Annotated in this window: 14 protein-coding genes; 7 read left to right on the forward strand and 7 right to left on the reverse strand. The window is 72.1% G+C overall.

Translation table 11 applies throughout. From position 1 onward, the window contains the following. The first annotated feature begins 59 nt into the window (after nucleotides 1–59). A complete protein-coding gene (locus ACPXB1_RS25190; protein ID WP_425735873.1) occupies nucleotides 60–638 on the forward strand; it encodes a TetR/AcrR family transcriptional regulator in 579 nt (192 codons plus the stop codon). 9 nt (nucleotides 639–647) lie between these two features. Continuing rightward, on the forward strand, nucleotides 648–1,235 hold the full coding sequence (locus ACPXB1_RS25195; RefSeq protein ID WP_425735874.1) for a DUF1684 domain-containing protein: 588 nt from the start codon (nucleotides 648–650) through the stop codon (nucleotides 1,233–1,235). Between the two features lie 47 nt (nucleotides 1,236–1,282). Here the strand turns inward: ACPXB1_RS25195 and ACPXB1_RS25200 are convergent, their stop codons facing one another. Continuing rightward, nucleotides 1,283–1,867, reverse strand: coding sequence for a general stress protein (locus ACPXB1_RS25200; protein WP_425735875.1), 585 nt, complete (start codon nucleotides 1,865–1,867; stop codon nucleotides 1,283–1,285). 120 nt (nucleotides 1,868–1,987) lie between these two features. On the opposite strand from ACPXB1_RS25200, the gene ACPXB1_RS25205 reads away from it, so the two are divergent. Together ACPXB1_RS25205 and ACPXB1_RS25210 are read left to right on the forward strand one after the other, a co-directional pair. Beyond that, a complete protein-coding gene (locus tag ACPXB1_RS25205; protein WP_425735876.1) occupies nucleotides 1,988–3,811 on the forward strand; it encodes a glycoside hydrolase family 15 protein in 1,824 nt (607 codons plus the stop codon). Between the two features lie 46 nt (nucleotides 3,812–3,857). After that, nucleotides 3,858–4,361, forward strand: a complete 504-nt coding sequence (locus ACPXB1_RS25210; protein ID WP_355595660.1) for a metallophosphoesterase family protein — start codon at nucleotides 3,858–3,860, stop codon at nucleotides 4,359–4,361. An 11-nt stretch (nucleotides 4,362–4,372) separates the two neighbouring features. Here ACPXB1_RS25210 and ACPXB1_RS25215 read toward each other — a convergent pair whose 3' ends face one another. Then, nucleotides 4,373–4,588, reverse strand: a complete 216-nt coding sequence (locus ACPXB1_RS25215) for a DUF3072 domain-containing protein (RefSeq protein WP_334549942.1) — start codon at nucleotides 4,586–4,588, stop codon at nucleotides 4,373–4,375. An 83-nt stretch (nucleotides 4,589–4,671) separates the two neighbouring features. On the opposite strand from ACPXB1_RS25215, the gene ACPXB1_RS25220 reads away from it, so the two are divergent. Beyond that, nucleotides 4,672–5,628 (forward strand): NAD(P)/FAD-dependent oxidoreductase, encoded by a 957-nt coding sequence (locus ACPXB1_RS25220; protein ID WP_425735877.1) that lies wholly within the window; start codon nucleotides 4,672–4,674, stop codon nucleotides 5,626–5,628. A 15-nt stretch (nucleotides 5,629–5,643) separates the two neighbouring features. Here ACPXB1_RS25220 and ACPXB1_RS25225 read toward each other — a convergent pair whose 3' ends face one another. From ACPXB1_RS25225 to ACPXB1_RS25235, 3 genes are all read right to left on the reverse strand, one after another. Continuing rightward, nucleotides 5,644–6,936: a cation:proton antiporter gene (locus ACPXB1_RS25225; RefSeq protein ID WP_355595656.1), complete on the reverse strand. Its 1,293-nt coding sequence runs from the start codon at nucleotides 6,934–6,936 to the stop codon at nucleotides 5,644–5,646. A gap of 108 nt (nucleotides 6,937–7,044) precedes the next feature. Further along, nucleotides 7,045–7,722 carry an HAD family hydrolase gene (locus ACPXB1_RS25230; protein WP_355595654.1) on the reverse strand — a complete coding sequence of 226 codons (678 nt, stop codon included), beginning with the start codon at nucleotides 7,720–7,722 and terminating at the stop codon, nucleotides 7,045–7,047. A 50-nt stretch (nucleotides 7,723–7,772) separates the two neighbouring features. Continuing rightward, the gene (locus tag ACPXB1_RS25235; RefSeq protein ID WP_425735878.1) at nucleotides 7,773–9,911 is read right to left on the reverse strand and encodes an ATP-binding SpoIIE family protein phosphatase; all 2,139 of its coding nucleotides are present in this window, start codon (nucleotides 9,909–9,911) and stop codon (nucleotides 7,773–7,775) included. A 198-nt stretch (nucleotides 9,912–10,109) separates the two neighbouring features. Between ACPXB1_RS25235 and ACPXB1_RS25240 the strand changes: the two genes are divergently transcribed. Further along, nucleotides 10,110–10,973: a mechanosensitive ion channel family protein gene (locus ACPXB1_RS25240; RefSeq protein WP_355595650.1), complete on the forward strand. Its 864-nt coding sequence runs from the start codon at nucleotides 10,110–10,112 to the stop codon at nucleotides 10,971–10,973. A gap of 75 nt (nucleotides 10,974–11,048) precedes the next feature. Here the strand turns inward: ACPXB1_RS25240 and ACPXB1_RS25245 are convergent, their stop codons facing one another. Next, complete coding sequence (locus ACPXB1_RS25245) at nucleotides 11,049–11,402, reverse strand: DUF6401 family natural product biosynthesis protein (protein ID WP_425735879.1); 354 nt, start codon at nucleotides 11,400–11,402, stop codon at nucleotides 11,049–11,051. Between the two features lie 201 nt (nucleotides 11,403–11,603). Here ACPXB1_RS25245 and ACPXB1_RS25250 point away from each other — a divergent pair, with 201 nt between their 5' ends. Next, nucleotides 11,604–12,053, forward strand: a complete 450-nt coding sequence (locus ACPXB1_RS25250) for a hypothetical protein (RefSeq protein WP_355595646.1) — start codon at nucleotides 11,604–11,606, stop codon at nucleotides 12,051–12,053. Here the strand turns inward: ACPXB1_RS25250 and ACPXB1_RS25255 are convergent. Further along, on the reverse strand, nucleotides 12,050–12,262 hold the full coding sequence (locus tag ACPXB1_RS25255; protein WP_355595644.1) for a hypothetical protein: 213 nt from the start codon (nucleotides 12,260–12,262) through the stop codon (nucleotides 12,050–12,052). The two genes, ACPXB1_RS25250 and ACPXB1_RS25255, sit on opposite strands and share 4 nt — an antisense overlap. Between the last annotated feature and the right edge of the window lie 97 nt (nucleotides 12,263–12,359).

Consider the following 12,359-nt stretch of genomic DNA (forward strand, 5'->3'; position numbering starts at 1 on the left):
CTCCTAGGCAAACGATTAACAAGGTTAGTTTTGGAGGCTGCCGCGTGGCACGTGCAGGGATGACCGCCGAGCGCCTGACGCTTGCCGCCGCCGACCTGGCCGACGAGGTGGGCATGCCCAACGTCACCCTCGCGGCGCTGGCCCGGCACTTCGGCGTCAAGGACGCGAGCCTCTACTTCCACATCAGGAACGCGCAGGAACTGCGGGTCAGGGTTGCGCTGCTGGCGCTCGCGGAGCTTGCCGACCGGGTCGCCGACGCGCTCGCCGGCCGCGCCGGCAAGGACGCGCTCGTGGCCTTCGCCAACGCGTACCGGGCCTACGCCACACAGCACCCCGGTCGGTACGCCGCAATGCAGATCGACCTCGATCCGGAAACCGCCGCCGCGAGCGCCGGCGTCCGGCACGCCGAGATGACCCGGGCGATCCTGCGCGGCTACCAGCTCACCGAGCCGGACCAGACCGACGCCGTACGGATGATGCACAGCACCTTTCACGGGTTCGTGAGCCTGGAGCGGACCGGCGGGTTCCGCCACACGCCCCGCAGCGCGGACGACTCCTGGGCGCGCACCCTCGACGCCCTGCACGCCGTCCTGAGCAACTGGCCGGCGCGCTCCGACGCCTCGACGCCCACCGCCTAGGCTCGTGGGGTGCGGGATCTGGAGTTGGCCGACTGGCGCGAGCGCGTGGCCCGGCTGTACCTGTCCGACGTCGACCTCGCCGGCTTCCGCGCCGGCCGCGACGACCTCTTCGCCACCCACCCGCAGAGCCCGATCCCGGAGACCGACCGGCCCGGCTTCACAGGGCTGCGCTACTTCCCGCCCAACCCCGAGGCGGTGGTCGAGGCGCCGCTGCGGCCCGCCACCGGCGAGCTGCACGTCGACACGGGCGGCCCGGACGGGGTCGTCGCGTACCGGCGGATCGCGGTGGCCGAGACGCCGTGGGGACCGCTGACGCTGTGGTGGATCGAGGCGTACGGAGGTGGGCTGTTCGTGCCCGTGCACGACGGCACCTGTGGGCAGGACACCTATGGCGGGGGCCGGTACCTCACCGACACGGTGAAGGGCACCTTCGGTCGGGGCGTCGAGCTGCTGCCCGGCGACCGGGTCCGGCTGGACGCCAACTTCCTCTACAACCCGAGCTGCGCCTACGACGACCGTTGGGCCTGCCCGTTGGCGCCGCCGGAGAACCGCCTCGACGTGCCGCTGCGCGCCGGCGAACTCGCGTACCACGACTGACCGGCCGCCCCGGCGTGCTGCCGGGACGGCCGGTCGACGGCCGTGGATCAGTGAGAGTGCGCCGGCTGGGGCATCTGTAGCCGGGACAGCACCTGCCGGGCCTGGTCGGCGAGCTGCGCGTCGACGATCACCGCGTACTGGCCGGCTCGTAGTGAGCTTGCCGAGGTGAAGTCCCGCTGCCCGCCGGTCATTGCGTGCGCGACAGCGCCGAAGACGGCGCCCCAGATCGCACCGATGACCAGGCCGACAAGGATCACCGCAATCCAGTTACCGACGGTGAAGATGCCGAACAGCAGGCCGATGAAGAGCCCGAACCAGGCGCCGGTGCCGGCGCCGAGCAGGGCGGCGCGACCGGTGGTCATCCGGCCGAGCACCGTCTCCACGAGCGTGAGGTTGGTGCCGACGATGGCGCTGTGCTCCACCGGGAAGCGGTTGTCGGCCAGATGGTCGACAACCCGCTGCGCGGCTGGATAGTCCGGATACGAGCCGATCGTCACGGTGGGCGGGCCGCTCTCCGGCCCGTGCCCATCACCGGCCGGTGCGGACAGTCGTCCTCCCGGACCGGCCGGAAGCAGATTGCCGTTCTGTGTGCCGGGCCGCCATGCGGCGGTCGGCCCCGAAGCTGAGGTCATGAGCATCCTCCCTCGTCAGCGAGGCGAGTTCCCGCAAGCGTCGAGCGGTAACGCCATCCGGTCCCGGCGATGCCGGCCCGGGGTGGGGCATGCGCCAGACCACGGCGGGTAGGTAGCCGGGTGTGGAGCGGACAGATCAGCGACCACGGCTTCCTCGCCGACGGCCGCAGCGCGGCGCTGGTCGACCGCTCGGGCTCGGTGAACTGGTGGTGCCCGGGCCGCTATGACGCGCCGTCGGTGTTCGCGCGGCTGCTGGACGACGACGCCGGGCACTGGTCGATCCGGCCGGTGGCCGACTTCACCGTCGAACGCCGCTACCTCGACGACAGCCTGGTGCTGCGGACCGTCTTCCGCACCGACCAGGGGGAGGTGGCCCTTACCGACGCGCTCGCCCTGGAACCCGGCGCGCGGGGGCACGACCTCGGCCTGCACTCGCCGCAGGTGCTGGTCCGCAGCGTGCGGGGCCTCACCGGCGAGGTGCCGATGCGGATGCACTACCGGCCCTGCTTCGAGTACGGGCGGACCGCGGCGTACCTGGTCGAGCGCAACGGCGCTCTGGAGGCCGTCGCCGGAGCCAGCCGGCTCACGCTGCGCGGCAGCGTGCGGTTGAGCTGCGGTGCCGGCGACGCCACCGCGACGTTCACCGCCCGCGTGGGCACGATCCACAACTTCTCCCTCGGGTACGCCCCGACGTACGACTCCCCGCCGCCGGACGTTCCGAACGCCGACCAGACGATCGCCGACACCGTCGAAGGATGGCGCTCCTGGGTGCGTGAGCACGACTACCAGGGCCCGTACGCCGCGCAGGTACGGCGCAGCGCGCTCGTGGTGCAGGGCATGACGTACCGGCCGGGCGGGGCGGTGGTGGCCTCGGCGACCACCTCACTGCCGGAGAAGATCGGCGGGGACCGCAACTACGACTACCGCTACGTCTGGGTACGCGACTTCAGCCTCACCCTGCGCGCGCTGTGGCGGTCGGCGTGCTTCGACGAGGTGCAGCGGCAGTTCGCGTGGCTGAGCCGGGCGATGGGCCGGGTCGACGACCAGCCGGTGCCCATCATGTACGGGGTGCAGGGGGAGCGGGACCTCACCGAGCATCGCCTGGAACAGCTCGGCGGCTACCGCGACAGCACCCCGGTGATGATCGGCAACGACGCGTGGCGGCAGCGGCAGACCGACATCTTCGGTGAGGCGCTGGATGCCGCCTGGCTGATGCGCGACAGGCTGGAGCCGTTCGACCCGGAGATCCGCCACCTGCTCCGGCTCCTCGCCAACGAGGCCATGCGGGACTGGCGGCTGCCGGACGCGGGCATGTGGGAGGAGCGTGGGATCGAGCACCACCACGTGTCGTCGAAGGTGCAGTGCTGGGTCGCACTGGACCGGGCGGTCCGCTTCGGCGACCGGCTGGGCTCACCGCAGGAGGTGGCCCGCTGGGCGGCCACCCGCGACGAGGTGCGCGCCGCCGTGCTGGCGCGGGGCTGGAACGAGCAGCTCGGGGCGTACACAGGGGTTTTCGATTCCGACGAGCTCGACGCGTCGGTGCTGGTGATGCCGCTCGTGGGGTTCCTGCCGGCGGACGACCCGCGGATGCTGTCGACGGTCCGTGCAGTGCAGCGGCAGCTGTCGCACGACGGCCTGCTGCGGCGCTGGGACGGCGACCCGGCGGGGTTCGTCATCTGCTCGTTCTGGCTGGTGGGGTGTCTGGCGCTCGCCGGTGAGCGGGATCGGGCGCATCAGCTGTTCGGTGCGTTGGCCGCCCGGGTCAACGACCTGGGCCTGTTCGCCGAGCAGATAGACCCGCTGACCGGGGAGCAGCTCGGCAACTTCCCCCAGGCGTTCTCGCACATCGGGCTGATCAATGCCGCAGGCATCCTCACCGACATGGAACACGACCCGGCGCTGCGCGGCTCGCCGCCGCCGCACTTCACGCCGGTGCGGTCCTGAGTGATCCCGGCTCGCCGGGCCGCCCCTGACGCGGGAGAATGCCGGGATGCGGTTGGTGCTCACGGCGGACACCCATCTGCCCAAGCGTGCCCGGGATCTGCCCGCGCAGCTCTGGACCGCCATCGAGGCGGCCGACGTGGTCGTGCACGCCGGCGACTGGGTCGACGAGTCGCTGCTCGACGCGATGACCGCGCGATCGCGGCGCCTCGTCGGGGTCTACGGCAACAACGACGGCCCGGCGCTGCGCGCCCGACTGCCGGAGGTGGCCCGGGTCGACCTCGACGGGCTGCGGATCGCCGTGGTGCACGAAACCGGCCCCCGGACCGGCCGCGAACAGCGGTGCGCGGCACGCTTTCCCGACACCGACCTGCTGGTCTTCGGGCACTCCCACATCCCGTGGGACACCGTGGCCCCGGGCGGGCTGCGTTTGCTCAACCCCGGCTCACCCACCGACCGCCGCGCCCAGCCGCACGCCACGTACCTCACCGCCGAGATCCGTGACGCGCGGCTGGCAGCTGTCGAGCTGCACCGACTGCCCGCCCGCCGCTGAGCCCACCGGCCCTACTGGCCCCGACCCGTCTCGGCCTGGAGTTCGTCGATCCGCTTGGAAGCCTCCGCCTTGGTGAGGTCGTCCGGTAGCGTCGCGTCCGCCTCCCGGGCGAGCGTCGCCAGGTACGACTCCTGGGCGGCCGTGGGCGGCTCGTCACCGGTGACCCACTCGTCCGGGTCCTTGATCGCGCCGCGCGGGTCGGCCTGTTCGTTGCTGCGGTCCGTCATCTCATCCCACCTTTCTTCGAACAGGTGTGCCAGTACCCCGATCGGTCCCGCTTCATGCCGCCCCGGACGCCTACGATCGGCCGGTGAGTGTGGACCGGGGTGCGGTGGTGGTCGGTGCGGGCATCGCGGGGGTGGCCTGCGCGGCGGAGTTGATCCGGGCCGGCGTGCCGGTGCGGGTCCGCGAGCGGGGGCACGTCTGCGGCGGCCGGATGGCAAGCAAACGCTTCGCGGGTCGACCCGCCGACATCGGCGCCGCGTACTTCACAGTGAGCGACAGCGACTTCGCCGCGGTGGTCGACACGTGGCGCGCCGCAGGCCTGGTCCGCGAGTGGACCGACACCTTCCAGTCGTACGACACGAACGGCCGCCACGAGGTGCCCGGCCCGATGCGCTACGCCGCGCCGCGCGGACTGCGGTCGCTCGTCGAACACCTGGCCGCGCCACTGCCGGTGACCGTCGACCGGCTGGTGCTCAGCGTGGGACCCGGGCCGACCGTCGACGGCGAGCGGGTCGGCGCGGTCGCCCTGGCCATGCCCGGCCCGCAGGCCGCCCTGCTGCTCGACCCCGCACTGGCCGATGCCACAGCTGTCGTACAGGCACAGACCTGGTCGCCGTCGTTGGCCGCCGTGCTGCGGTTCCGGTCCCGGCACTGGGCCGCCTTCCAGGGCGCGTTCGTCAACGACCACCCGGTGCTCAGCCTCGTCTGCGACGACGGCGACCGGCGGGGTGACGACGCGCCGGTCCTTGTCGCGCACACGGTGCCGGAGTTCGCCGCCCGACACCTCGCCCAGCCAACCGCGGCCGGCCCGGCGATCGCACAGGCCGTGCGGGACCTGCTCGGCCTGCACGAGGAGGCGGCAGACGTGCACGTGCACCGCTGGACGTACGCGAAGCCGGCCGGCGACGCCACCGGCGACACCTGCCACCTCGACGCCGACGGCATAGGTCTGGCCGGCGACGCGTTCGGCAAGCCCCGGGTGCAGAGCGCCTGGCGGTCCGGCCGCGACCTCGGTCGCGCCCTGGCGGCCCGGCTCGGCTGACCGGCCGCCCCGGGCTCAGGCGTGGCCCGCGCCGACGGGCCGGGCGTCGCCGCTGCGTTCGGACGGGTCCGCGGTGCGCTCGCCCTTGCGGTCCAACAACTGCATGACCGGGGTCGCCGCGATCCCGTGCACCACCACGGAGACCAGCACCACCAGCCCGACAGTGGCCCACAGCAGCTCCGCCTGCGGAAAGTCCGCCTGCGTGGTGGCGTACGCGAGGTAGTAGAACGAGCCCACCCCGCGGATGCCGAACAGCGAGATCACCCAGTGCTCGGCCGGCCGGCCCGGCGCGCCGCGCAGCGACAACCAGCCGATGACCGGCCGGATCAGGAAGACCAGCAGCAGCCCGACGGTCGCCGCCTGCCAGGTCAGCGGGGCGAGCAGGCCAGTCACGATCGCGCCGCCCAGCAGCAGCAACAGCACAAGTGTCAGCAACCGTTCGATCTGCTCGGCGAAGTCGTGCAGCACCGCATGGAACTCGTGGGTCCGCTCGGCGGCCCGGATCGCCCGAGCGGCCACGAACACCGCCAGGAAGCCGTACCCGCCGGCCACCTCCACAACCCCGTACGCCAGGAACGTGGCGGCCAGCGCCAGGAAGCCCTCGGCGTGCCGGGCCAGCCGCAACTCGCTGGGCGCCCGGAAGAACAGCTTGCCCAGCAGCCAGCCGATCAACAGCCCGCCGCCGACCCCTACGCCCACCTTCCAGAGCACGTCGACGGCGAACCAGTGAGCCACCCACTCGCGCGGGGCGAGGCTCGTCGAGGCGATGGCGATGGCCGCGTACACGAAGGGGAACGCCAACCCGTCGTTCAGACCGGCCTCCGAGGTCAACGCGAAACGGACCTCGTCCTCGGAGTCCTCCACATCGGTCGGCTCGCCGACCTGCACGTCGGCGGCGAGCACCGGATCGGTGGGTGCCAGCGCGGCGGCCAGCAGCAGCGCCGCGGCCGGCACCAGGCCCGCCCACCACCACCCCAGCAGCGCCACCGCCGCGATGCACAGCGGCATCGCGATGGCCAGCAACCGCCAGGTCGACGACCAGCGCGCCCAACTCAACGGACGGTCGATCTTCAGGCCGGCGCCCATCAGGGCGACGATCACCCCGATCTCGGTCAGGTGGGTGGCCAGATCCGGATGGGCAAGAGGGTCCGGCGCCGGCAGGTTGATCGGCAGCAGGAACACCACCATGCCCAGGGCGAGGAACGCTATCGGCATGGACAGGGGGCGGCGCTCCAGCACCCGGGGCAGGACGCCCGCCAGCAGAGTTCCCAGACCCACGAGCGCGAACTCGACGTCAACCGGGTCCACGGCAGCACCACCTTCTCGGCGCACCCGCGTGATGCGGGCAGGTGGCGCAGACCTTGCCCCGAACGATAGACAGCTATGCCTGCGCGGAGGCCCGATCCGAAGAGAGCCTCATCTCGGCCGGGTCAGCGGAGAGTCTGCCAACTCGGCAAGCAGCGCGGCGGGGTCGTCGTACACGGCAACAGCGCCCGCGCCCGCCAGCTCACCCCGGCTGGTGCCGCCGCAGGTCAACCCCACGCAGGGGATGTCCAACTTGCCGGCCGCCGCGACGTCCCACACCGAGTCGCCGACGAAGACCACCCGCTCGGCGGCCAACCCGGACTGCTCCAGGGCCGCCACCAGGATGTCCGGTGCCGGTTTGCTCTGCTGCGCGTCCGCCGACGAGGTCACGGTGTCGATCACGTCGTCGGCGTTCAGCGCCCGCCGCAGCGCACCCACCTCGTGCTCCGCCGCGGAGGTCGCGAGCACCACCCGTAGCCCTCGCTCGGCGCAGGCGCGCAGCAGGTCCGCCGCCCGCGGCAGCGGCATGAGCCGTTCCCAGTACTCGCCGTACAGGGTGTCGTGCGCGTCGCGCAGCTTCGGGTCCTCGTCGCGGTCCCGCTCCGGGCCGAGCAGGTGGTCGAGAAGCTTGTCGGCGCCCATCCCGATCGCCCGGTGGACGGTCGCCATCGGCACCGGCTGGTCGGCCTGCCGCAGCGCCTCCCACCAGCTCACGGTGTGCAGGTACGTGGTGTCGACAAGGGTTCCGTCGACGTCGAAGAGGACTCCGGTGGGGCGTTCGGTGGCCATGGGGGCGCTCCTACCCGTTCGTGGCCTGCTGAACCGTACGGCTCGGGCCGTCAGTGCTGTTCGGTGGGCGGGACGAGGATCTCGAACCAGACAGTGTTACCGCGCACCGAAGGGTCGGTGCCCCAGGCGTCGCTGAGCTCCTCGATCAGGCCCAGGCCACGCCCGCGACTGCTCAACGTGTCGGTGCGTGCCCGGGTCACGGTGCCCCGGGTGCCGGAGTCGGCGACCGAGACCAGCAACCGCTCCGGACTGAGGTCGATCTCGACGCGGGCGGCGGTGCCGGCGTGCAGCAACGCGTTCGTGGTCAGCTCGCTCGTGCACAACACCGCAGCGCCGATCACCGACTCGGCGACCTGCCACTCGGTCAGCTGGCCGGTCATCCAGTGCCGGACCCGGCTCGGCGCGGTCGGCTCCGCAGGCACCTCCATCGCCGCCGAACGGCTCGGCTTGAGCGCGTGCTCGACCGCCAGCACTGCCACGTCGTCCTCCGTACCGCCGGGCACCGAGGCGGTGGCCACAGCGCAGAGCGCGCGGGGATCGCTGCTGCCGGCCTTGGCCACGGCATCGCCGAGAGCGTCCAGCCCTGCCGTGAGGCTCTGTCGGCGACGCTCCACCACACCGTCGCTGAACAGCAGCAGCGTGTCGCCGGGTGGAAACGCGACTGTCGTCGTCGTCGGTCGCCCGCCCAGCCCCAGTGGGGGACCGGCCGGCACGTCCACGTACTCGGCGTACGACCGCCCGTCGGGGGTGGACCGACGGATCAGCGGAGCGGGATGACCGGCGCTGGCGAGGGTCAGCTCCCGCCGCTGCGCGTCGATGACGCCGAACACCACTGTGACGAACAGTTCGTGTGTGCCGGCCTCCGCGCCGAGGCTCGTCACCAGCCGGTCCAGCCCGGCCAGCACCGCGTCCGGAGCCGGGTCGGACAGGGCCAGCGCCCGCAGTGCCGCCCGTACCTGACCCATCCGTGCCGCGGCCTGGACGTCGTGCCCGGCGACGTCGCCGAGCACCACCCCGAGGGCGCCGGTGGGCAGGAGGAAGGCGTCGTAGAAGTCGCCGCCGGCCGCGTTGCCGTCCACCCCCGGTTCGTAGCGGGCCGCGACCCGCAGCCGGGGCAGGTCCGGGAGGTTCTCCGGCAGCATGCTGCGTTGCAGCAGCTGGGCGGTGCCGTGCTGGGTCTCGAACCGGCGTGCCCGCTCGGCCGCCTGGCCGATCAACTCCGCCGAGGCGGCAAGCAGCGCCCGTTCGGCGGCCGACCAGGCGTGCGGCGCCTGGTAGCCGACAGTCAACCCGCCCTGGACCACCGAGGTGCCCAGCGGCAGGACGGCCAGCGACCGTACCTTCTGGTCATGGCGGTCCGCGGCCGTCTCGCGCAACGGCTGCCCGTCGCCGGTGAACGACGGCTCGCCGGAGCGGACGGCCTGCGCCACAGTGCCGGACCAGTCCGCCGACGCCCGCCGCCACAGCGGTGGCAACCGCTCGTCTACCTCGTCCAGCAGTTCGCCGCGTACCCGGCGGACCATCCGCCAACCGCCGCCGCCCTCGTCGACAACGAACGAGACCCGGTCGGCGTCGAACGTGGTGATCGTGTAGCGCAGGGCGACCCGGGCCACGTCGTCGAGGGTGAGGGTGCCGGCGAGCGCCGCCGCGACCTGGCTGAGGCTCTGCAACTGCTCGGCCACGTGGGTGGTCTCGGCGGCGACGGTCAGGACGCCGATGATCCGGCCGGAGCCGTCGCGGACTGCCGAGTGGCCCCTGGTGAAGACCATCTGCTCGGCCACGCCGGAGTGGCCACGGGCCACGAGCGCCGTGGACTCCTTCTCCAGGAACGACACGCCCTGCCGGTAGACGCGCTCGGCCACCTCACCGAACCCGGGCAGCGTCCAGACCTCGGCGTGCACCTCGCCGGCGGGACGGCCCAGGGCGGACGGGTGGCGGAAACCAAGCAACTCGGCGTAGCCGTCGTTGTAGAGCAGGACGAGGTCGTCGCCGTACGCCAGCGCCATCGGCATCGGCGAGGCGAGGATCAGCTCGACCACGGCCCGCAGCGCCGGGTCCCAGCTGTCACGAGGGCCGAGCGCAGTGGCTGCCCAGTCGTGGGCGAGCACGGCAGCGGTCGCGCCGGGCCCGGTGGCGGCGCCCGGGGCCGGGGTTGCTGGCGTGGGGACTCGCCCGACCGTTCCTGGCATGTTCGCAGCCTAGCCGCCCGCCGGAAAGCCGCATCCGATCATGGCCGCGGGTCGCCATCGGGCCTGCGGCGATGCCTGTTAGGGCAGGTCAGGGCCACTGTTTATCGACTTGTCGGAAAAATGGCAGCGAGCCGCGCGGAGTGTCGCACCGGTGGCCGGGTATGCGCCCGGCGCAGTCCATGCGACAGGAGGGACATCATGCTGAAAACCCTCGCGGTTCGGCAGGCCGACATCGGTGATGCCATCGCCGACACCTGGAGATCGGTGCTGCTCTTCATCCCGAAGGCAGTGGCTTTCATCGTCATCCTCGTGGTCGGCTGGCTGATCGCCAGAGCGGTCCTCAAGATCGTGGACACGGTGCTGGAACGATTGCGCTTCGACGAAGCGGTCGAACGCGGAGGCATCAAACGGGCACTGGAGAGAACGAAGTACGACGCCAGCGACATCCTGGCAAGGTTGGCGTACTACGCCGTCCTGCTGTTCACCCTGCAGTTCGCCTTCGGCGTCTGGGGGCCCAACGCGATCAGTGACCTGATCAGTGGCGTCGTGGCCTGGCTGCCACGGGCGTTCGTCGCGATCATCGTGGTGGTGGTGGCGGCTGCGATCGCCAACGCCGTCCGGGATCTGGTCACCGGGGCGCTGGGCGGTCTCTCGTACGGCAAGGTGCTTGCCGACCTGACGGCGATCTTCATCATCGCGCTCGGCGTGATCGCCGCGCTGAACCAGGTGGGTATCGCCACGACGGTCACCACTCCGGTGCTGATCGCGGTGCTCGCCACAGTGGCCGGCATCCTGATCGTCGGTGTCGGTGGCGGTCTGGTGAAGCCCATGCAGAACCGCTGGGACGGCTGGCTGCACCGGGCAGCCGAGGAAGCCCGGGCGGTGCAGGAGAACCGGCGGGCCAACGCGGCCGGGCGCGGCGACATGGAGCGGCAGATGGCCGACCGTGGCGGCGACCGTACGCAGAACATGCCCCGGGTCGACGAGCAGTCGACGATGTCCGGCGGGCGCGGCACGTACCAGTCCGGTGCGGCCGACGAAACCCAGCAGTATCGCCCGTAGCGGGGCGAACCAGTACGGCTTGGCAGGTGGAGGGTGTCCGCGTTGTGGCGCGGGCACCCTCTCGCGCGCACGCCCTCAGGCGCCCGGCAGCGAGCGGGCCAGTGCGCACACCGCGACCAGCCGGGCGAGTGGCCACTCCGGCTCGCTCCAGTTCACCGGGCCGCTCGGCGGCACCCACCCGTGCTCCAACGCCGCTGCGTGGACCCCCTCGGCGTAGCCGGCGAGCGCTGCGGCCGTCAGCGGCCGGCGGTCCCCGTCGAGGCTGTCCCGGACGGCGGCCGCGTGCTGGTCCACCAGGGCGAGCAGCCCCGGCTGCGCGCCGGCGGCGGCGAGCCCGGCGGTGCCCACGGACACGGTGAGGGCGGCCAGGGTGGACCGCGCCGAGTCGACAGCGGTACGGGAAGCGACCCGGTTGAACGTCACACGCATGGTGACCGAGGCTAACCGATCGGTGAGCGGATCGGCCTCGGCCGCCCGGCGCTTGTGGCTGGTGCCACCGGACGACCCCGGGCTGGCCGCGAGGGTTGATCCGGCACAGACGGGGCAGCAGGAGAGGCACCGGGCACCAGGGCACACGGAGACGGCCGAGCACGACGACACGAACACAGAGACACAGGCACGGAGGTACCGATGGCGCGACAGGCGGACGGGCCGGACGAGCAGCACCGGCGGCCCGAGGGGGTCAGTGACGCGACGGTGGCAGCGCTCGGCAAGCTCAGCGAGGCGCTGGAGTGCGTGGAGCGGGCCCGGGGGCACCTGTATTCGCTGCACCAGCTGATCGGGCACGCCGACCTGATGCTCGACGACGCGGTGGAGCAGTTCCGCGCCGCCGGCCATCCGCAGATCGCCGAGCGCATCGACGCCGAACTGCTGGGCCGCAATGTCATCGCCGGGCGGTGGACGTTCCAGATCGTCGAGGACTTCGACGACGGCTACCACGCGCTGTTCCGGGAGTTGGACCGGCAGGCCCGTGACGAGTTGGTGGGTGGGCGGCGCCACCTCTACGAGGCGGAGATGAAGGAGCGCCGCCGTAGCCGGGGCCGGCCGGGGCATGAGGCCCGGCCGGACGGCGAGGGCTAGTCCCCGGTGGCGGCGTCCGCCGGCCGACGGCGGGCCGCGTCATCGGCGATGATCACGGTGGCCACCATGAGCGCGACGCAGACACTGAACAACCACGACTCGTCGGAGACGAGCCAGGCCGACACGGGCGCCTGCAACGCGGCGAGCAGGAAGCCGAGCCAGGCGAAGCGGCGCTGGCGCGGAGAGAGGATTCCGGAGCCTTGATGCATCCCGAAATTCTTACGCGAACCGGCCCGCTTGCCGTCACCCGATCGGCCGATTCTGGATGAGCTGTCCGCTTTCTCGACCGTTCGGACGACAATCACC

The organism is Micromonospora sp. DT68, from assembly GCF_049847245.1.
GTDB classification, from domain to species: domain Bacteria; phylum Actinomycetota; class Actinomycetes; order Mycobacteriales; family Micromonosporaceae; genus Micromonospora; species Micromonospora profundi.

What these genes read in the sequence shown, in the direction of transcription:
- ACPXB1_RS25255 (WP_355595644.1), bottom strand. Translation starts at nt 12,262, where the DNA reads ATGCATCAAGGCTCCGGAATCCTCTCTCCGCGCCAGCGCCGCTTCGCC.
- ACPXB1_RS25245 (WP_425735879.1), bottom strand. Translation starts at nt 11,402, where the DNA reads ATGCGTGTGACGTTCAACCGGGTCGCTTCCCGTACCGCTGTCGACTCG.
- ACPXB1_RS25190 (WP_425735873.1), top strand. Translation starts at nt 60, where the DNA reads ATGACCGCCGAGCGCCTGACGCTTGCCGCCGCCGACCTGGCCGACGAG.
- ACPXB1_RS25240 (WP_355595650.1), top strand. Translation starts at nt 10,110, where the DNA reads ATGCTGAAAACCCTCGCGGTTCGGCAGGCCGACATCGGTGATGCCATC.
- ACPXB1_RS25250 (WP_355595646.1), top strand. Translation starts at nt 11,604, where the DNA reads ATGGCGCGACAGGCGGACGGGCCGGACGAGCAGCACCGGCGGCCCGAG.
- ACPXB1_RS25200 (WP_425735875.1), bottom strand. Translation starts at nt 1,867, where the DNA reads ATGACCTCAGCTTCGGGGCCGACCGCCGCATGGCGGCCCGGCACACAG.
- ACPXB1_RS25235 (WP_425735878.1), bottom strand. Translation starts at nt 9,911, where the DNA reads ATGCCAGGAACGGTCGGGCGAGTCCCCACGCCAGCAACCCCGGCCCCG.
- ACPXB1_RS25215 (WP_334549942.1), bottom strand. Translation starts at nt 4,588, where the DNA reads ATGACGGACCGCAGCAACGAACAGGCCGACCCGCGCGGCGCGATCAAG.
- ACPXB1_RS25230 (WP_355595654.1), bottom strand. Translation starts at nt 7,722, where the DNA reads ATGGCCACCGAACGCCCCACCGGAGTCCTCTTCGACGTCGACGGAACC.
- ACPXB1_RS25210 (WP_355595660.1), top strand. Translation starts at nt 3,858, where the DNA reads ATGCGGTTGGTGCTCACGGCGGACACCCATCTGCCCAAGCGTGCCCGG.